The organism is Pigmentiphaga sp. CHJ604 (assembly GCF_036972535.1).
Classification (GTDB): Bacteria; Pseudomonadota; Gammaproteobacteria; order Burkholderiales; family Burkholderiaceae_B; genus Pigmentiphaga; species Pigmentiphaga daeguensis.
In genome coordinates this window covers 2,303,563-2,320,253 of the sequence record NZ_CP136998.1, presented here as the reverse complement: position 1 = coordinate 2,320,253, position 16,691 = coordinate 2,303,563, and the positions used below count along the sequence as shown (strand labels likewise).

The following is a 16,691-nucleotide window of genomic DNA, read 5'->3' as shown; positions in this document are numbered from 1 at the left end:
CTGGCTCCTCGTTTACGATGCGCGAAGTATGCGTAAGGCAGAGCGGCACTGAATATTGCTTTTTCCGGTGGGCGCCATTAAGTTTCGGCATGACCATCCACATCCGCCCCCTCGATGCCTTTCTTGCGGTTGCCCAGTACGGCACTCTGGGGCGCGCAGCCCAGAAACTCAACATCACCCAGCCGGCCCTGAGCCGGACCATACGCAAGCTGGAAGAGCAGATCGGCATGCCGCTGTTCGAGCGCTACCTGACCGGCATGAAGCTGACCGCCGCGGGCGAGACCCTGCTGCCCCGCGCCGCGTTGATCCAGAAAGAAGCCGAGGCCGCTACCGAAGAAATCGACGAACTGCGCGGCCTGGCGCGCGGTACGATCCGCGTCGGTGCGATCGCCAGCGCGGTCGGACAAATCCTGCCTCAAGCCATCGCCCAGGTACTGGAACAATGGCCCAAGCTGCAGGTGCATATCGTCGAAGGAATCGCCGACGTGCTCGTCGATGCGCTCGTCAACCGGGAGGTCGACCTTACCGTGGGCGCTTCCATGCCGGCCAGCCCCGATATCTGCGCAATCCCGGATTGCCATTGGGAAGACGCGAGCTACATCGTCGCGGCCCCGTCACATCCCCTCCGCGCCAACAACGTCATCACCCTGGCAGACACCCTGGACTACAAGTGGGTACTCTCGCCCGAAGGGACCGCCCCCTACGAGGACTTGTCCAAAGAGTTCGCCAAGGCCGGATTGCCCATGCCGGAGGTAATCGTCAAGACCCGCTCGAACATCACGAACAAGAGCCTGATTTCGCACGGCGGCTTCCTCGGATGGCTGGCTGAACCGCTGTACGAGCCGGAACGGCAGGCTGGCTGGATAGACCGGCTACCGGTGGCCGGCGTGGTCAAGCGCCGCCAATTGCAGGTCTATCGGCGAAGCCACGGGCTATTGCCCCAGCCTGCGGTGAAGCTTCTGGACGTCCTGCGTCGGCTCACGTCTCAGCGTTAATGGGACGGATGCCGCCTCTTCCGTGGAAGCCTTGGTGGCCGGTATCGGCCTGGCACCCGAGCCCCTGCGCACGGCCATCCGCAACAATGTCGGCGGCCACGCCGGCCGCGCTGGCACGCTTCGGCAGCGACTGGGCATGGATGAGCGTGAAGCCACAAGGCAAGGTGGCCGTGGAAAGCACGGGCAACCCGAACAGCCGCTCATGGCTGGTAACACCCCGATACTGGGTCTGGACGTGTGGGAGCATGCATACTACTTGCGCTACCAGAGCCGGCGTCCCGAATACATCGCCGCCTTCTACAACGTGGTGGACTGGGATGAAGTCGAACGGCGCTACCAACAGGTCCAAAGCTGAGGCTTCCATGACGACGGCCAACCGGACCGCTTCCTCCGGACAGGTGCTGCGCAGGACCGTGGGCGCCGCCATCGCGCTGCTGGGCCTGGCCGTGCTGGGGCGGCAACTGTGGGTGCGGATGGCCACCGACCCGGTGGTGCTGGAAGCCTTGATAGGCGGCATGATGGCCGCCGGCGCAACGGCGCTGGGGGCGGTGCCCGTGCTGTTCTCCCAACGCCTGTCCGACCGCGTGCAGGACAGCCTGTTCGGCTTCGGTGCGGGCGTCATGCTGGCGGCCAGCGCCTTCTCGCTGGTGGTCCCGGGCATAGAAGCGGCAAGGCTGCAAGGTGCCGGCCCCTGGGGCGCGGGGATGATGATGGGCGCGGCCATCCTGCTGGGTGCCGCCCTGCTGCTGGCGATGGAACGCTACCTGCCCCACGAGCACTTCATCAAGGGCGTGGAAGGCAAGCACTCGCCCCTGGCCGTGCGCCGCACGTGGATGTTCGTGTTCGCCATCGCCCTGCACAACCTGCCCGAGGGCCTGGCCATAGGCGTGGCCTTCGCCGGCACCGATCCGCTGCGCGCCTCGGCGCTCACCACGGGCATCTCGATCCAGGACGTGCCCGAAGGGCTGGTCGTGGCCGTCGCGCTGCTGGGCATCGGCTACAGCAAGGGCTTCGCGTTCGTGCTGGGTGCGCTGACAGGGCTGGTCGAGCCGATCGCGGCCGTCATCGGCGCCTCGGTCATCTCCTACTCCGCGATGCTGCTGCCGTGGGGACTGGGCTTCGCGGCCGGGGCGATGCTGTTCGTGATCAGCCACGAGATCATCCCCGAGTCGCACCGCAAGGGGCACGAGGTCTATGCCACCTGCGGACTGATGGTGGGCTTCGTCATCATGATGCTGCTGGACACGGCGCTGGGCTGACGGCACGGCCGGCCGCCGCCAGCGCCGCCGGCTCAATCGTCGTCGTCCAGCCCCAGGTCCTGGATCTTGCGCGTGATGGTGTTGCGTCCGATGCCCAGCTTGAGCGCCGCCTCGATCCGGCGGCCTCGGGTAGCGCGCAGCGCGGTCGCGATCAGCATGCTTTCGAACTGGCGGGTCAGGGTCTGCATGATGTCGGGCTCGCCCCGTTGCAGCCGTTGCTCGACGTCGCTTTGCAGGCCGCTCAGCCACGGGTTCGGGCGTTCGGCCACGGCAACGCCACCGGCGGTGCGCGCCGCCTCGGCGCCCGGCGCGGCCAGCACGCCACGCTCCGGCGTCAGCGCCTGCACCGTGGCGGCGGCCCCCGGCGCCGGCGCGGCATGGCCGTCGGCCGGCATCTTCTCCAGGAGCTCGGGCGGCAGGTCCTGCACGTCCACCGTCTGCGCCGGCGCCATCACGGTCAGCCAGTGGCAGACGTTCTCGAGCTGCCGCACGTTGCCGGGAAACGGAAAGCGCGACAAGGCCGCCAGCGCGGCGGGCGTGAAGCGCTTGGGTTCGACGCCCAGGTCGCGCGCGCTGCGCGCCAGGAAATGGCGGGCCAGCAACGGGATGTCCTCGGCCCGCTCGCGCAGCGGCGGCAGGCGCAGCCGGATCACATTGAGCCGGTGGAACAGGTCCTCGCGGAACAGGCCCTGCTTGACGCGTTCTTCCAGCGGCTGGTGCGTGGCCGCGATGACGCGCACGTTGGCATGCACCGGGCTGTGCCCACCCACGCGATAGAAACTGCCGTCCGACAGCACGCGCAGCAGGCGCGTCTGCAATTCGGCGGGCATGTCGCCGATCTCGTCCAGGAACAGCGTGCCGCCATCGGCCTGCTCGAAGCGGCCGCGGCGCATGCTCTGCGCGCCGGTGAAGGCGCCGCGCTCATGGCCGAACAGCTCGGACTCCAGCAGGTCGCGCGGAATCGCGGCGGTATTGATCGCCACGAAGGGGCCGGAGGCCCGGGCACTGTGCCGATGCAGTGCGCGCGCCACCAGTTCCTTGCCGCTGCCCGACTCGCCGGTGATCATGACCGTGACCTGCGACTGCGACAGGCGGCCGATGGCGCGGAACACTTCCTGCATGGCCGGCGCCTGGCCCAGGATCTCGGGCGTGCCGACCAGGGTCTCGTCGGCCGAGGCCTCCTCGCGCAGGCTTTCCTCGACGGCGCGCCGGATCAGTTCGGTCGCGGTATCCACGTCGAAGGGCTTGGGCAGGTATTCGAAGGCGCCGCCCTGGAAAGCCGACACCGCGCTCTCGAGATCCGAATACGCCGTCATGACGATGACGGGCAGCGCCGGGAAACGCCGCTTGACCGCCTGCAGCAGTTCGATGCCGCCGGCGCCGGGCATCCGGACGTCGGTCACCAGCACCTGCGGCACGTCGTCGTTCAGGGCGTCCAGGGCCTCGCGCGCCGTACCGAAGCTGCGGCTGGGCAGGTTCTCGCGGGCCAAGGCTTTTTCGAGCACCCAGCGGATCGAACGGTCATCATCTACGATCCAGATCGGTTTCATCGCTGCCTTCCTAGGTACGCTCGGGAAAAAAAATCCATCCAACTCTTCGGTCAAGGTAGGGGCAACAGCAGGCGGAAATCAGTCAGTCCCGGCCGGCTGTCGCATTCGATCACACCCTCGTGCTGCTGCACGAAAGTCTGAGTCAAGGTCAACCCCAGCCCGCTGCCGCCTTCACGTCCGGACACCAGCGGGTGGAAGATCCGGTCCAGCAATTCAGGGGGAATCCCCGGACCGTTGTCCATCACATGCAATTCCAATGCCAGCCTGAACCGCTGCTTGGCCAGCGTGACCTGACGCGCCACACGGGTGCGCAGGGTGATCTCGGCATCGCCGGCCGCGATACGCGCCGACAGCGCCTCGGCGGCGTTGCGCACCACGTTCAGGACAGCCTGGATCAACTGCGCCTTGTCGCCCCGGAACTCGGGAATCGCCGCGTCGTAGTCGCGCACGATGCGCAGCCCGTTCGGATACTCGGCCAGCACCAGCGACCGCACGCGTTCGCACACCTCGTGGATGTTGACGTCGCCGACGATACGCGGCGCGCGGTGCGGCACCAGCAGGCGATCCACCAGGGTCTGGAGGCGGTCGGCCTCCTGGATGATGACCTGGGTGTATTCGATCAGCGCGGGGTCGGACAGCTCGGCTTCCAGCAATTGCGCCGCTCCGCGCAGCCCGCCCAGCGGATTCTTGATCTCGTGCGCCAGGTTGCGCAGCAGCTCGCGATTGGCCTGCGCCTGCTCGAGCAGGCGCTCCTCGCGGTCCACCTTCAGCTGCTGCTCGATCTCGCGCAACTCGATCAGCGCCGGCCACGGCTGGCCGTCCAGCGCGACCACGGTCACCGACACCTGGGTCGGTTCGCGCCCCAGGCGATCGATCTCCAGTATCTGCCGCTTGTCGGCGAACAGGTGCCGGCGGGCCTCTTCCAGCGACTGGCGCAGCTGCTCGCCGTCGCGGAACAGGTCGCCGGCCTGGACCGCGTACAACTGCCGCACCGAGACCTCGAACAAGTCCTCGGCCGGCGCGTTGGCATAGCGGATCAGGCCGTCGTCGTCGATGACGAGGATGGCGCTGGACAGCAGCTCGAACGCGGCAAAGGCGTCGGCCGGATAAGGGGAAGGATCTGGCTGCAAATGGGTCATGGCCAATAAAAACGGGGCGTTCGAACGCCCCGTTTTTCGTTGCCGACGACTGATCAGGTCCTGATCAGAGGCCGTAGTACATGTCGAACTCGACGGGGTGGGTCGTGGCGCGGAAACGCGTGACTTCTTCCATCTTCAGGGTGATGTAGGCGTCGAGCATGGCGTTGCTGAACACGCCGCCACGGGTCAGGAACTCGCGATCCTTGTCGAGCGCTTCCAGGGCCTGGTCGAGCGACGAGCACACGGTCGGGATCTTCGCATCTTCCTCGGGCGGCAGGTCGTACAGGTTCTTGTCGGCCGGGTCGCCGGGGTGGATCTTGTTCATCACGCCGTCCAGGCCGGCCATCATCAGGGCCGAGAAAGCCAGGTACGGGTTGGCCAGCGGATCCGGGAAGCGCGTCTCGATACGGCGGCCCTTCGGGTTGGCGACGTACGGGATGCGGATCGAGGCCGAGCGGTTGCGGGCCGAGTAGGCCAGCTTGACCGGGGCTTCGAAGTGCGGAACCAGGCGCTTGTACGAGTTCGTGCCGGGGTTGGTGATGGCGTTCAGCGCGCGGGCGTGCTTGATGATGCCGCCGATGTAGTACAGCGCGAATTCGGACAGGCCGGCGTAGCCGTTGCCCGCGAACAGGTTCTGGCCGTCCTTCCAGATGGACTGGTGGACGTGCATGCCGGAGCCGTTGTCGCCGACGACGGGCTTGGGCATGAAGGTGGCGGTCTTGCCGTAGGCGGCGGCCACGTTCCAGATCGTGTACTTCATGATCTGGTTCCAGTCGGCGCGCTGCACCAGGGTCGAGAACTTGGTGCCGATTTCCAGCTGGCCGGGGCCCGCCACTTCGTGGTGGTGCACTTCGACCGGCACGCCCTGCTGTTCCAGCAGCAGGCACATTTCCGAACGCAGGTCCTGGAAGGAATCGGTGGGCGGGACGGGGAAATAGCCGCCCTTGACCGACGGACGGTGGGCCAGGTTGCCGCCGTCGTAGTCGATGCCGGTGGACCACGAGGCCTCTTCCGACTTGATCTTGACGAAGCAGCCCGACATGTCGACGTTCCAGGTCACGCCGTCGAACACGAAGAACTCGGGCTCGGGACCGAAGTAGGCGGTGTCGCCCAGGCCCGAGGACTTCAGGTAGGCTTCGGCGCGCTTGGCCAGCGAACGGGGATCGCGGTCATAGCCCTTCATGTCGGAAGGCTCGACCACGTCGCAGGTCAGGATCAGGGTCGATTCCTCGCGGAACGGGTCCATGCGGGCGGTCGAGGGCTCGGGGATCAGCAGCATGTCCGAGGCTTCGATGCCCTTCCAGCCGGCGATCGAGGAGCCGTCGAAAGCGTGGCCCGTTTCGAACTTGTCTTCGTCCACGGTGTGGGACGGCACCGACACGTGCTGTTCCTTTCCACGCGTATCGGTGAAACGGTAGTCAACGAACTTGACCTCGTTGTCCGCAATCATCTTGAGGACGTCTTTGGGCGTTGCCATTAGGGCTCCTGATAGTCTCGTAACCGCCTCCGGCTCCCGGAGGCTCAAGCGTTCTCGATAGTGCACACAGCGCGACCGGAAGCGATCTGGGCTGAACCGTTGCGCATCAAATTAAGCAGCTTCCGTGCCAGCATCGGCCCGGACCGCTTTCCCGGCCCGCTTGCGCAGGACGGCGCGGCATTCTCGCATATTGGCGGGACGGCGGAGATGTCAGGCCTCGCACCATCATGACGCAAATCCCGACCAGGAATTCCCAATAATGGTGCAAACGGGAATATTCGAGGTATTTTGCACCAAAATAGTGCTTAAGTGCTGCGCGATGGCGCGGCGTGCACGTTTGCGGGCGCAGCGCCGGTCCCCGGCGCGCTACAGGAACAGGCCCTGGAGGTCGTTCAGGAAGCGCCGGCCCAGCGGCGTGGGCCGGATGCGGGTCGGGTCCTCGTCCAGCAGTCCCCGTTCGACGGCGCGGGCAAGCGGCCTTGCGATGGTGGCCAGGTTCAGGCCGGTACGTTCGGCGAAACTCGCCGCCGGCACGCCGTCGGTCAGCCGCAGCGCGTTCAGCATGAACTCGAACGGCAGTTCCTCCGCCCCCACCAGCCGCGATTCGGCCAGGTGCGTCGCGCCGGCCGCGGGGTCCAGCAGCGCGTCCATCCAGGACTGAGGATTGCGCACACGCGCCTCACGCAGGATGCGGTCATGGAAGGACAGCTTCCCGTGGGCGCCCGGGCCGATGCCCAGGTAGTCGCCGAACTCCCAGTAGTTCAGGTTGTGGCGGCAGCTGGCGCCCGGCCGGGCATAGGCCGATATTTCGTAATGGTCGTACCCCGCCTCGGCCAGGCGCGCCTCGATGCGGTCCTGCATCTCGAAGGCCGTGTCGTCGTCGGGCAGCTCGGGCGGATACTTGGCGAAGACCGTGTTCGGTTCCAATGTCAGGTGGTACAGGGACAGGTGCTCCGTCCCGAAGGACAACGCGGTCTCGACGTCGGCCAGGCAGCCGTCCAGGGTCTGGCCAGGCAGCGCGAACATCAGGTCCAGGTTGACCCGTTCGACATGGCGTTGCGCGATGGCGATCGCCTCGCGCGCGGCCCGGCCGTCGTGGATGCGGCCCAGCGCGCGCAGCCGGTCATCGTCGAAGCTCTGTATGCCCAGCGAGATGCGGTTGATGCCGCTGGCAGCGAAGTCGGCGAAGCGCGACGCCTCGACCGTGCCGGGGTTGGCCTCCATCGTGATCTCGGCGTCGGGCAGCAGCGGCAGCCGCGAGCGCAGCAGCGCCAGCATGGCGTCCATCGTGGCGGCCGACAGCAGGCTCGGGGTTCCGCCGCCGATGAAGACCGACACCACCTTGCGCCCCCAGACCTGCGGCAGGCTCTGGTCCAGATCGGCGGTCAGCGCCTGCAGGTAGCGATCCTCCGGCAGCTCGTCCGGCGCCGCGTGCGAATTGAAGTCGCAATACGGGCACTTGCGCACGCACCACGGCACGTGCACGTATACCGACAGGGGCGGCAGGCTGGTCAGCAGGCTGGGCCCGGGCGCGAACGGCATGGCCGCGCGCGGTGCGGGCGCCCCCTGCCCCGCCGGCCGGATCGCGATGGAGCGGGCCATCAGAACGTATCCAGCTTGCCCATCAGCACCGCCAGCGCCTGGGCGCGGTGACTGATGCGGTTCTTCTCGTCGGCGGACAGCTCGGCCGCCGTGCGGCCCAGGCCGGGCAGCAGGAAATGCGGGTCGTAGCCGAAGCCGCCGCTGCCGCGCGGGTGCTCGATGATCTCGCCCCACCACAGCCCCTCGCCGATCAGGGGCTGGGGGTCGTCGGCCGAACGCACCAGCACCAGCGCGGCATAGTAATAGGCCCGGCGGTCCTGCGCGCCGCGCAGGCGCTCGACCACCAGCGCGTTGTTGGCGGCATCGGACTTCTCGCCGCCATTGCGCGCCGCGTAGCGCGCCGAATAGACCCCGGGCTCGCCGCCCAGCGCCGTCACGCACACACCGGAATCGTCGGCCAGCGCGGGCAGGCCGGTCAGCTGGCTGGCGTGCCGGGCCTTGGCCAGCGCGTTCTCGATGAACGTGACGTGGGGCTCGTCCGCCTCGGGCACGCCCAGGCTGCCCTGGGGCACGAGCTCGAAACCGCGCGGCGCCAGCAACGACGAGAACTCGCGCAGCTTGCCCGCGTTGTTGGAAGCCAGGACCAGTTTTCTTGCCATCGTCGTTCGCTCCGGTCGCGCGGGCATCAGCGGCCCGGATACGGCTGCGCCAGCGCCTCGCGCTGCAGGCGCACGAGATCGGCGATGCCGGCCTCGGCCAGCCCCAGCAGCGCATCCATTTCCTGGCGCGAGAACGGCACGCCCTCGGCCGTGCCCTGCACTTCCACATACGCGCCGCTGCCCGTCATCACGACGTTCATGTCGGTCTCGCACTGCGAATCCTCGGCGTAGTCCAGGTCCAGCACCGGCTGCCCTTGATAGATGCCCACCGATACCGCGGCCACGTGGTCGCGGATGGGCGAGGCCGCCAGGGCGCCGCGCGCCATCAACAGCGCGATGGCGTCGCTGGCCGCGACGAAAGCCCCCGTGATGCTGGCCGTGCGCGTCCCGCCGTCGGCCTGGATCACGTCGCAATCCAGGTGCAGCGTGCGCTCGCCCAGCTTCTCCAGGTCGAACACCGCGCGCAGGCTGCGGCCGATCAGGCGCTGGATTTCCTGCGTGCGGCCGGTCTGCTTGCCCTTGGCCGCCTCGCGGCCGCCGCGCGTGTGCGTGGCGCGCGGCAGCATGCCGTACTCGGCCGTGACCCAGCCCTGCCCCATGCCCTTCAGGAACGGCGGCACCTTGTCCTCGACGCTGGCGGTACAGATCACCTGCGTGTCGCCGAAGCTCACCAGCACCGAGCCTTCGGCATAGCGGGTGTAGCCGCGTTGCAGGGACACGGGGCGCAGCGAGGCGAGGCCGCGGCCGGACGGCCGGGCGATTGCGGAAGGGGCAATGCTCATGAAAAAGACTCCAGATCGGCGGGCGGGCCGGCGCACCGGCGCCCAGGACGCATGGGCCGCGCCGCGGCGGCCGGATGCGGACATTGTACGGGCAAGGCCCCACGAACTTTCCCGTGCGATTTATCATGCTGACTCATGCCGACAAACGCACCGGCCCTGTCGCCGTGCTCGTCGGCCTTGCCCACGTCCTGACAGGCCTTCGCCATGATCCGTAGCATGACCGCCTTCGGCGCCGCGCGCGCCGACACCGACCACGGTTCGGTGTCCATCGAACTGCGCAGCGTCAACAGCCGCTTCCTCGACCTCCACTTCCGCATGCCGGACGAACTGCGCGCGCTGGAATCGCCGCTGCGCGAACTGCTGACCAAGTCCGTGGCGCGCGGCAAGATCGAGGTGCGCGCCTCCATCCAGCGCCGCCTCATCACCGACCCCGACTCCATCAACGTCGCCGCGCTGGAACAGGCCGCCACGCTGTTCCGCAAGGTCCAGGCCGTGCTCCCGGACGTCCAGCCGCCGCGCCTGTCCGAACTCCTGTCCTGGCCCGGCGTGCAGGCGGCCGAGGAATCGGAGGACACCTGGCGCGAAGCCGCCCTGCGCGCCGCCGCCGAAGCGCTGACCCAGATGCAGGAAGCGCGCGACCGCGAAGGCGAACGCCTGGCCGCCATGATCGCCGACCGCGCCGACTCGGTCGCGGCCATCGTCGGCGAGGTCGAACAGCGCATGCCCCAGCTCGTGCAGGAATACCGCGAACGGCTCGCGCGCAAGCTGCGCGACACGGTCGAGGCCGCCTTCCCCGGCGGCTTCCAGAACATCCGCGGCGAGGAGCTGTCCGAACGCCTGGCCCATGAGGCCACCCTGTTCGGCCTGCGCATCGACGTGGCCGAGGAACTGTCGCGCCTGCATTCGCACCTGGCCGAGCTCAAGCAACTGATCGGCAAGGGCGGCGCGGGCAAGAAGGCCGACAAGGGCAGCGCCGGCAAGCGGCTGGATTTCCTGTTCCAGGAAATGAACCGCGAGGCCAACACGCTGGGATCCAAGGCCGGCGGGCTGGAAGTGACGCGGGCGGCGATGGATCTGAAGCTGCTGATCGAGCAGATGCGGGAACAGGCGCAGAATATCGAGTAACGCGTCAGAAAGACGACATCAGACCTGGCTCTGTGCCTTTCCATCGGAGCAAATGCCTTGCTCGACCGGCCCCACACCCAGCCCGGGCACGCTGACCCCGCCGCCCGCACCGCGCTGCTCGCTTCCTTCTCCGCGCATCCGGACGCATTCGACGCGCGCCTCTTCGCCCGCCTTCTGGCCGCCCGCGAAGTCCGGCGCGAACTGCCCCTGCTGGGGCTGTCGCAGGAAGCGCTGCGGGAGCTGTACGCCCGCTGGTTTCCGGGCGCTCTCCTTCCCTCGCTGCCGGCGCAGCCAGAGGCCGACACCCCGTTCACGGCCAACCTGCGCGCCCACATGCTGGCCTGGCGCAACCCCGCGCTTCCCGCCGCCGACGTCGCCTGCCTGGCGACGATCATCGCCCACGCCTGTCTGCGGCCCGACCACCTGTGGCGCGACCTGGGGCTGGCCGGGCGCGACGACGTCACGCGTGCGCTGCATCGCTACTTCCCGGGGCTGCCCGAACGCAATACCGGCGACATGCGCTGGAAGAAATTCCTGGCGTACGACATGGCCGTCACGCGGGGCGAAACGCCGCAGCCCGCGCCTGGCTGTCCGGGCTGCGAGGAATACGGGCGCTGCTTCCCGAAACGCCTGCGCTAGCTAGGACCGGTCGACGTGCCCCAGATCGCGCCTCGGGTCCAGCCGGTCGCGCACCCGCTGCTTGAGTACCTTCGCATCCGGAAAGCCGCCATCGGTCTTCCGGTCCCAGATCAGTTCGCCGTCGTAGCGGATCTGGAAGGCGTCGCCCGTGCCCGGCACCAGCGCGACCTGCCCCAGGTCCGTGCCGAAGGTGGACAGCAGTTCCTGCGCCATCCAGGCCGCGCGCAGCAGCCACAGGCACTGCGTGCAATAGGTGATCGAAATGGCGGGTCCGTTCATGGCAAGGCCTCCATCAGGTGGACGGCAGCAGCGCATCCAGCCGGGCTTTCAGCAGCCGGGGAAAATGCGGCCGCCAGCGGGCATTGGCGGGCGACGGATGCGGCAAGGGATGCAGGCGCAAGATCCGTTCGCTGCCTTGCGCACGCAGGGGTACGGCAACGCTGGACTCGTACTTGTCCTCGCGCCGCCAGAATTCACGCACCGCAGCCAGTTCGTCGCCCGCCAGGCCGATGCTGAACCATTCGAAAGCTTCGTTGCCCAGGGTGATGACATCGCCGCCGCGCCACCGCGCCGCCAGGATGTGCTGGATCAACGGCTGGAAACGCTGCCGCACCGCGGGCGACCACGCCTTGTTGTGCAAGGGCTTGTAGGGCACGGTGCTGATCCAGAAGAAGCCCGCGCCGACGCGCAGGCCTTCGTCGAACGAATACGGCACGTCCGGCGCCAGATGGCGGTGCAGTTCGGCGCGCAGCAACTGGCCGGAACTGCCCACGAAGGGTTGCCCGTGCCGGACTTCGTCCGCCCCCGGGTCGCGGCCGAAGAAACACAATGGCGCATCGACGGGCCCCAGACCTAGAATAGGAACGAGCGGATCGCGGCCGGCGGCGGCATAGGCCTCGGCATCGATGCGATCGAGGCCCGCGGCCAGGCGGCGGAAGGCGGCGAGTTGTTCGGCGTCCAGGGGCATGGCGGGGTGAAACTAGAACCGGAACGGCATTGTAGGGTCGGCCGGGGCGATGGAGAAGCAGCGCATGAGCAAGGCGAAAAGCGTGTCTTCCGTACGCGTGGGCATAGGCGGCTGGGTGTTCGAGCCCTGGCGCGGCAGTTTCTATCCCGAAGGCCTGGTGCAAAGCCGGGAACTGGAGTACGCCAGCCGCCACGTGACCTCCATCGAGATCAACGGCACGTTCTATGGCACGCAGAAGCCGGCCAGCTTCGCCCGCTGGCACGACGAGACGCCCGAGGACTTCGTCTTCGCGCTCAAGGGCCCGCGCTTCGCCACCAACCGCCGCGTGCTGGCCGAGGCCGGCCCCTCCATCGACAAGTTCCTGGCCAGCGGGCTCGTGGAACTGAAGGACAAGCTGGGCCCCATCAACTGGCAGTTCCCGCCCACGAAGAAGTTCGATCCCGACGACTTCGCCGCCTTCCTGGCGCTGCTGCCTCCGGAATACGAAGGCCGGCGGCTGCGCCACGCGGTGGAGGTCCGGCACGAGAGCTTCGCCGTGCCGGCCTTCGTCGATCTGCTGCGACGTCACGAGGTGGCGGCGGTCGTGGCGGACAAGGACGGCGTGCCGCACCTGCACGACGTGACGGCGCCGTTCGTCTACGTCCGGCTGCAAAGCGCGCGGGAAGACCGCAAGCTGGGCTATGCGCCGGCCGATCTCGATGCCTGGGCGGAACGCGCGCGGGCATGGGCCGGCGGCAAAGCGCCTGCCGACCTGCCCTGCCTGGCCGGCTCGCCGGCCAAGGCCGCGCGGGGACGCGAGGTGTTCGTCTACATGATCAACGGCTTCAAGCCCAAGGCGCCGGCCGCCGCCATGGCCCTGATCGAGCGGCTGGGCTGAACGCGGCCGTCGGTCAGCCCGTCAGCGACGCGCCGCCGCAAACCTGCACATCCTGCCCGGTAATGGCCGCGGCGGCGTCCGACAGCAGGAAACCCACCAGCGCCGCCACTTCGGCCGGCTCGATCAGGCGGCCCAGCGGCGGCAGGCGCGGCGCGCTGGCGGCGCGGCCGGGATCCTCCAGCATGGCCGTGCGCGTGGCCGCGGGCGACACCACGTTCACCGTCACGCCCCGCGCCGCCACCTCGGCCGCCCAACTGCGTCCCATGGCCACCAGCGCCGCCTTGACCGCGGCGTACTGGCTGCGTCCGGCCATGCCGCGGGACACGCGGCTGCCGATCAGCACCACCCTGCCATGGCCGCGCGCGGCCATGGCAGGCACCATCCCGTCGGCGAGCTGGCTGGCCGCGGCCACGTGCAACCGCCACATCTGCTCGAAGGCGGCGCCGTCCAGGCTGCCCAGCGGCGCGGTCCGCATGATGCCCGCCGCGTGGACCAGCGCATCGCAGTCCTGCAAGCCGGGCAGGATGCCGGCGATGGCCCCGGCGTCCGCGAGGTCGGCCGGCCGGCCTTCGAAGCGAGGATGATCCAGGGTCGCCGCCGCGCGGTCCAGCCCGACCACGTGCCAGCCCTGCCCCAGCAGCGCCTGCGCCACCGCCCGGCCGATGCCGGCGCTGCTGCCCGTCACCGCCGCGCGGCGCTCATTCCGCACGGATGTTGCCCTCGACGATGATCTTCTTCGACCGCGCCATGTCTTCCTGCTGGAAGCGTGCGAAGTCCTCGATGGAGCCAGCCTTCAGCACCAGCCCCTGCTGCTCCAGCTTCTCGCGCATGCCGGCCTCCAGTGCCTTGTTGACCTCGGCGTTGAGCTTGCGGGCGATGTCCATCGGCAGCTTGGCCGGACCCCACAGGCCGTACCAGCTGTAGAACTCGTAGCCCGGCACGGTCTCGCCCACGGTGGGCACTTCGGGCAGCGTGGGCACGCGCGACCGCGACGTGACGGCCAGGATCTTGAGCATGCCGCCCTTGTAGTAGGACATGGCCCCCAGGATGGGATCGATGAAGCCGGAGATCTGCCCCCCGACCAGATCCTGGTAGGCGGGCGCGGACCCCTTGTACGGCACGATCAGGTAGTTCATCTGCCCCGCCCGGCGCAGCAGCTCGGTGGCGAGCTGTCCCGCCGAGCCGGTGGAGCCCACCGCGAAACTGAGCTGGCCCGGGTTCTGCCGCGCGTAGTCCAGCAGGCCCTTGATGTCGTTGAACGGCAGCGACTTGTTCACGGCCACCGACAAGGGCGCCTGGGCCACCAGCGAGATGGGCTGGAAATCCTTTTCCATGTCGAAGGGCGCGGACTTCATGGTCATCGGCGTGGTGGTCACCGTCGACGCGTTGAACATCAGCGTGTAGCCGTCGGGCGACGCCTTGGCCACGGCGGCGGCCCCGATCATGCCGTTGCCGCCGGCCCGGTTCTCCACGACGAAGGACTGGCCGGTCTGCTCGCTCAGGCGCTGCGCCAGTTGCCGTCCCACCGTGTCCAGCGTCCCGCCGGGCGGGAACGGGATGATGATGCGCACCTCGCGGGCGGGATACGGCTGCGCCGATACGGCACCGGCCACGCACAGGGCCGCGGCCGCCAGCCCGGCGGCAAGAAAGGGTCTGCGTTGCATGTTTGTCTCCGTCTTGTTTTGAATCGCGTCGCGTCCGGGGTCAGCGCCGCAGCAGTCCGGCCTGTTCCACCGCTGCCCGCAATGCCGCCATTTCCCTGGCGTCGGGCACTTCGGTGGGCGGACGGACGGTGGCCTCGTCCAGCACGCCGGCCAGGTACATGCCGGCCTTCATGCGGGCATGGGCCTCGCCGGTGGGTTCGCCGCCGCCGTACACGGCGTCCTTGAGCGGCGTGATGAGCGCCTGGATACGCTGCGCGCGCTTGAGGTCGCCTTCCTGCACCGCCCGCCACAAGTCGCCGATCAGCTGCGGAATGAAGGTGGCGAAGCCTACCAGCGCGCCGTCCACGCCCTGCACCATGGACGCCAGCAGGTATTCGTCGTGGCAGGTCAGGATGGCCTTGCCGGCGTCGGCGTCGCGGATGGCCTGGATGTCGCGCGCGTACTTGTTCATGTCGCGCTGCCCGACCTTGAAGGCCTGCACGTACGGCAGCCGGGCCAGGTCGGCCAGCAGGGCCGAGGAGTAGGCCGCGCGCGTCCAGGCGGGATACACGTGGCAGACCAGGTCGGCGCCCGGCGCCGCGCGGTGGATGGCGTCGAAGTACTGCAAGGCATGGCCGGACGTGAAGCCGAAGCGCAACCAGTGATGCGGCGGCATCACGTCCAGCCCGGCCGCACCGGCCTCGACGGCGGCGCGCGCATGTTCGGCCGCTTCCGACAGGCCTTCGCAGACGATGGACGAGATCACCGGCAGCCGGCCGCGCAGTTCGTCGGCGACGATGCGGGTGACGGTGGCGCGCTCCGCCGGCGTCAGCGAAAAGACCTCGCCGGTATGGCCGTTGGTCATGACCGCGACGACGCCCTCGTGGCCGGCCAGCCAGGAGGCCAGCCTGCGCAGCGCGGGCTCGTCGATGCGGTGATCCGGGGTGAAGGGGCAGGCGATCGCGGGAATGATGCCGCGGTAGTTGGCGATGGCAGGCAAGTGGGTCTCCATGAGGCTGCGGTGGGTAGAATCCATCATTGCCGGCCGCCCGCGCGGCGTCCAATACTCGAAATGCATACAACTATCGCGGAGACGACACCCCACGATGGGACCGGACAATCGCCCCCTGGACCTGGAATGGCTGGAAGATTTCGTCGCGCTGGCCGACAGCGGCAACTTCTCGCGCGCGGCCGAAGCCCGCGCCATCGCGCAGCCTGCGTTCAGCCGGCACATACGCGCGCTGGAGGAATGGGTGGGCGCCGACCTGGTCGACCGCGGCGCGCACCCGGCCACGCTCACCGCCGCCGGCAGGCGCTTCCTGCCCCTGGTGGAAGACGTGCTGGCCAGGCTGGTGGCCGCCCGCATCAAGGCCCGCATGGCACATGACCAGAGCGTGGCCAGCCTGCGCATCGCGGTCACGCACGCCCTGTCGCTGTCCTTCCTGCCCGGGTGGCTGGCGCGCCTGGAAGGCAGCCTGCAACTGGGTGCGGTCGAGATGATGGCCGACGGCACGGCCGCCTGCGAAGAACTGATGCTCCAGCGCAAGGTCCAGTTCCTGCTGTGCCACGCCCACCCCGCGCTTCCCGGCCGGCTGGACGAGGCCGCCTGTCCCGTGGTGCGGCTGGCGGACGATACGCTGGTCCCCGTGTGCGCCCCCACGCCCTCGGGCTCCCCCCGCCACGACCTGCGCCAGGACGCCCCCATCCCGCTGCTGGCCTACGGCGAAGCCTCGGGCCTGGGGCGCATCCTGCGCACCGGCCTGGGCGCCGCGGCGCGCGACCCGCGGCTGCATCCGGTATTCACCGCGCCGCATGCGCTGCTGCTGGAAGCCCTGGCCCTGGAAGGCCGGGGCGTGGCCTGGCTGCCTCGCAGCCTGGCGGCGCCGGCGCTGGCCCAAGGGCGGCTGGTGGAAGCCGGCGATGCCTCGTGGCATGTCGCCGCCGAGATCCGCCTGTACAGGCAGCACGTGGACATGGCGCCGACCGCGGAGTCCCTATGGCAACTGGCGCGGCTCGTCGACGCGCCCGCCTAGATCG

At 68.7% G+C, this 16,691-nt stretch carries 18 protein-coding genes; 7 read left to right on the top strand and 11 right to left on the bottom strand.

Translation table 11 applies throughout. The annotated features are described in order from the left end of the window. The first annotated feature begins 89 nt into the window (after positions 1 to 89). From R4823_RS11205 to R4823_RS11195, 3 genes are read left to right on the top strand one after another with little or no spacing between them, the layout of a single operon-like run. Complete coding sequence (locus R4823_RS11205) at positions 90 to 995, top strand: LysR family transcriptional regulator (protein WP_087839472.1); 906 nt, start codon at positions 90 to 92, stop codon at positions 993 to 995. 22 nt (positions 996 to 1,017) lie between these two features. Continuing rightward, positions 1,018 to 1,350, top strand: a complete 333-nt coding sequence (locus R4823_RS11200) for a Fe-Mn family superoxide dismutase (RefSeq protein ID WP_338618665.1) — start codon at positions 1,018 to 1,020, stop codon at positions 1,348 to 1,350. Between the two features lie 7 nt (positions 1,351 to 1,357). Then, positions 1,358 to 2,254 carry a ZIP family metal transporter gene (locus R4823_RS11195; protein ID WP_087839471.1) on the top strand — a complete coding sequence of 299 codons (897 nt, stop codon included), beginning with the start codon at positions 1,358 to 1,360 and terminating at the stop codon, positions 2,252 to 2,254. Positions 2,255 to 2,286: 32 nt separating this feature from the next. Here the strand turns inward: R4823_RS11195 and ntrC are convergent, their stop codons facing one another. The 6 genes from ntrC to rph all read right to left on the bottom strand — a co-directional run bounded on the left by ntrC (position 2,287) and on the right by rph (position 9,403). Then, positions 2,287 to 3,804, bottom strand: coding sequence for a nitrogen regulation protein NR(I) (gene ntrC, locus R4823_RS11190; protein WP_132980032.1), 1,518 nt, complete (start codon positions 3,802 to 3,804; stop codon positions 2,287 to 2,289). Between the two features lie 50 nt (positions 3,805 to 3,854). Next, positions 3,855 to 4,943: a nitrogen regulation protein NR(II) gene (gene glnL / locus R4823_RS11185; protein WP_087839469.1), complete on the bottom strand. Its 1,089-nt coding sequence runs from the start codon at positions 4,941 to 4,943 to the stop codon at positions 3,855 to 3,857. A 64-nt stretch (positions 4,944 to 5,007) separates the two neighbouring features. Then, positions 5,008 to 6,420 (bottom strand): type I glutamate--ammonia ligase, encoded by a 1,413-nt coding sequence (gene glnA, locus R4823_RS11180; protein ID WP_087839468.1) that lies wholly within the window; start codon positions 6,418 to 6,420, stop codon positions 5,008 to 5,010. 366 nt (positions 6,421 to 6,786) lie between these two features. Next, on the bottom strand, positions 6,787 to 8,022 hold the full coding sequence (gene hemW / locus R4823_RS11175; RefSeq protein WP_087839467.1) for a radical SAM family heme chaperone HemW: 1,236 nt from the start codon (positions 8,020 to 8,022) through the stop codon (positions 6,787 to 6,789). Further along, positions 8,022 to 8,621 (bottom strand): RdgB/HAM1 family non-canonical purine NTP pyrophosphatase, encoded by a 600-nt coding sequence (gene rdgB / locus R4823_RS11170; protein WP_087839466.1) that lies wholly within the window; start codon positions 8,619 to 8,621, stop codon positions 8,022 to 8,024. The genes hemW and rdgB overlap by 1 nt, the downstream gene beginning before the upstream one ends. Positions 8,622 to 8,647: 26 nt before the next feature. Beyond that, positions 8,648 to 9,403, bottom strand: coding sequence for a ribonuclease PH (rph, locus tag R4823_RS11165; RefSeq protein ID WP_087839465.1), 756 nt, complete (start codon positions 9,401 to 9,403; stop codon positions 8,648 to 8,650). Between the two features lie 204 nt (positions 9,404 to 9,607). On the opposite strand from rph, the gene R4823_RS11160 reads away from it, so the two are divergent. Beyond that, positions 9,608 to 10,528, top strand: coding sequence for a YicC/YloC family endoribonuclease (locus R4823_RS11160; protein WP_132980030.1), 921 nt, complete (start codon positions 9,608 to 9,610; stop codon positions 10,526 to 10,528). A gap of 57 nt (positions 10,529 to 10,585) precedes the next feature. Beyond that, complete coding sequence (locus tag R4823_RS11155) at positions 10,586 to 11,167, top strand: nitrogen fixation protein NifQ (RefSeq protein ID WP_087839463.1); 582 nt, start codon at positions 10,586 to 10,588, stop codon at positions 11,165 to 11,167. On the opposite strand, the gene R4823_RS11150 is transcribed toward R4823_RS11155, so the two are convergent. Together R4823_RS11150 and R4823_RS11145 are read right to left on the bottom strand one after the other, a co-directional pair. Then, complete coding sequence (locus tag R4823_RS11150) at positions 11,168 to 11,446, bottom strand: SelT/SelW/SelH family protein (RefSeq protein ID WP_338618655.1); 279 nt, start codon at positions 11,444 to 11,446, stop codon at positions 11,168 to 11,170. A gap of 13 nt (positions 11,447 to 11,459) precedes the next feature. Then, positions 11,460 to 12,134 (bottom strand): uracil-DNA glycosylase family protein, encoded by a 675-nt coding sequence (locus R4823_RS11145; RefSeq protein ID WP_087839461.1) that lies wholly within the window; start codon positions 12,132 to 12,134, stop codon positions 11,460 to 11,462. Between the two features lie 64 nt (positions 12,135 to 12,198). Between R4823_RS11145 and R4823_RS11140 the strand changes: the two genes are divergently transcribed. Further along, a complete protein-coding gene (locus R4823_RS11140; RefSeq protein ID WP_087839547.1) occupies positions 12,199 to 13,011 on the top strand; it encodes a DUF72 domain-containing protein in 813 nt (270 codons plus the stop codon). A gap of 13 nt (positions 13,012 to 13,024) precedes the next feature. Here the strand turns inward: R4823_RS11140 and R4823_RS11135 are convergent, their stop codons facing one another. From R4823_RS11135 to R4823_RS11125, 3 genes are read right to left on the bottom strand one after another with little or no spacing between them, the layout of a single operon-like run. Beyond that, the gene (locus R4823_RS11135; protein WP_087839460.1) at positions 13,025 to 13,720 is read right to left on the bottom strand and encodes an SDR family oxidoreductase; all 696 of its coding nucleotides are present in this window, start codon (positions 13,718 to 13,720) and stop codon (positions 13,025 to 13,027) included. Beyond that, on the bottom strand, positions 13,710 to 14,675 hold the full coding sequence (locus R4823_RS11130; RefSeq protein WP_087839459.1) for a tripartite tricarboxylate transporter substrate binding protein: 966 nt from the start codon (positions 14,673 to 14,675) through the stop codon (positions 13,710 to 13,712). The genes R4823_RS11135 and R4823_RS11130 overlap by 11 nt, the downstream gene beginning before the upstream one ends. A 40-nt stretch (positions 14,676 to 14,715) precedes the next feature. Further along, entirely contained in the window at positions 14,716 to 15,654 is a 939-nt protein-coding gene (locus R4823_RS11125; RefSeq protein ID WP_087839458.1) for a dihydrodipicolinate synthase family protein, read from the bottom strand. 106 nt (positions 15,655 to 15,760) lie between these two features. On the opposite strand from R4823_RS11125, the gene R4823_RS11120 reads away from it, so the two are divergent. Continuing rightward, complete coding sequence (locus tag R4823_RS11120; protein WP_087839457.1) at positions 15,761 to 16,687, top strand: LysR family transcriptional regulator; 927 nt, start codon at positions 15,761 to 15,763, stop codon at positions 16,685 to 16,687. Positions 16,688 to 16,691 lie beyond the last annotated feature (4 nt).

What these genes read in the sequence shown, in the direction of transcription:
- hemW (WP_087839467.1), bottom strand. Translation starts at nt 8,022, where the DNA reads ATGGCCCGCTCCATCGCGATCCGGCCGGCGGGGCAGGGGGCGCCCGCA.
- R4823_RS11120 (WP_087839457.1), top strand. Translation starts at nt 15,761, where the DNA reads ATGGGACCGGACAATCGCCCCCTGGACCTGGAATGGCTGGAAGATTTC.
- ntrC (WP_132980032.1), bottom strand. Translation starts at nt 3,804, where the DNA reads ATGAAACCGATCTGGATCGTAGATGATGACCGTTCGATCCGCTGGGTG.
- R4823_RS11140 (WP_087839547.1), top strand. Translation starts at nt 12,199, where the DNA reads ATGAGCAAGGCGAAAAGCGTGTCTTCCGTACGCGTGGGCATAGGCGGC.
- R4823_RS11130 (WP_087839459.1), bottom strand. Translation starts at nt 14,675, where the DNA reads ATGCAACGCAGACCCTTTCTTGCCGCCGGGCTGGCGGCCGCGGCCCTG.
- glnA (WP_087839468.1), bottom strand. Translation starts at nt 6,420, where the DNA reads ATGGCAACGCCCAAAGACGTCCTCAAGATGATTGCGGACAACGAGGTC.
- glnL (WP_087839469.1), bottom strand. Translation starts at nt 4,943, where the DNA reads ATGACCCATTTGCAGCCAGATCCTTCCCCTTATCCGGCCGACGCCTTT.
- R4823_RS11145 (WP_087839461.1), bottom strand. Translation starts at nt 12,134, where the DNA reads ATGCCCCTGGACGCCGAACAACTCGCCGCCTTCCGCCGCCTGGCCGCG.
- rph (WP_087839465.1), bottom strand. Translation starts at nt 9,403, where the DNA reads ATGAGCATTGCCCCTTCCGCAATCGCCCGGCCGTCCGGCCGCGGCCTC.
- rdgB (WP_087839466.1), bottom strand. Translation starts at nt 8,621, where the DNA reads ATGGCAAGAAAACTGGTCCTGGCTTCCAACAACGCGGGCAAGCTGCGC.
- R4823_RS11160 (WP_132980030.1), top strand. Translation starts at nt 9,608, where the DNA reads ATGATCCGTAGCATGACCGCCTTCGGCGCCGCGCGCGCCGACACCGAC.
- R4823_RS11150 (WP_338618655.1), bottom strand. Translation starts at nt 11,446, where the DNA reads ATGAACGGACCCGCCATTTCGATCACCTATTGCACGCAGTGCCTGTGG.
- R4823_RS11205 (WP_087839472.1), top strand. Translation starts at nt 90, where the DNA reads ATGACCATCCACATCCGCCCCCTCGATGCCTTTCTTGCGGTTGCCCAG.
- R4823_RS11195 (WP_087839471.1), top strand. Translation starts at nt 1,358, where the DNA reads ATGACGACGGCCAACCGGACCGCTTCCTCCGGACAGGTGCTGCGCAGG.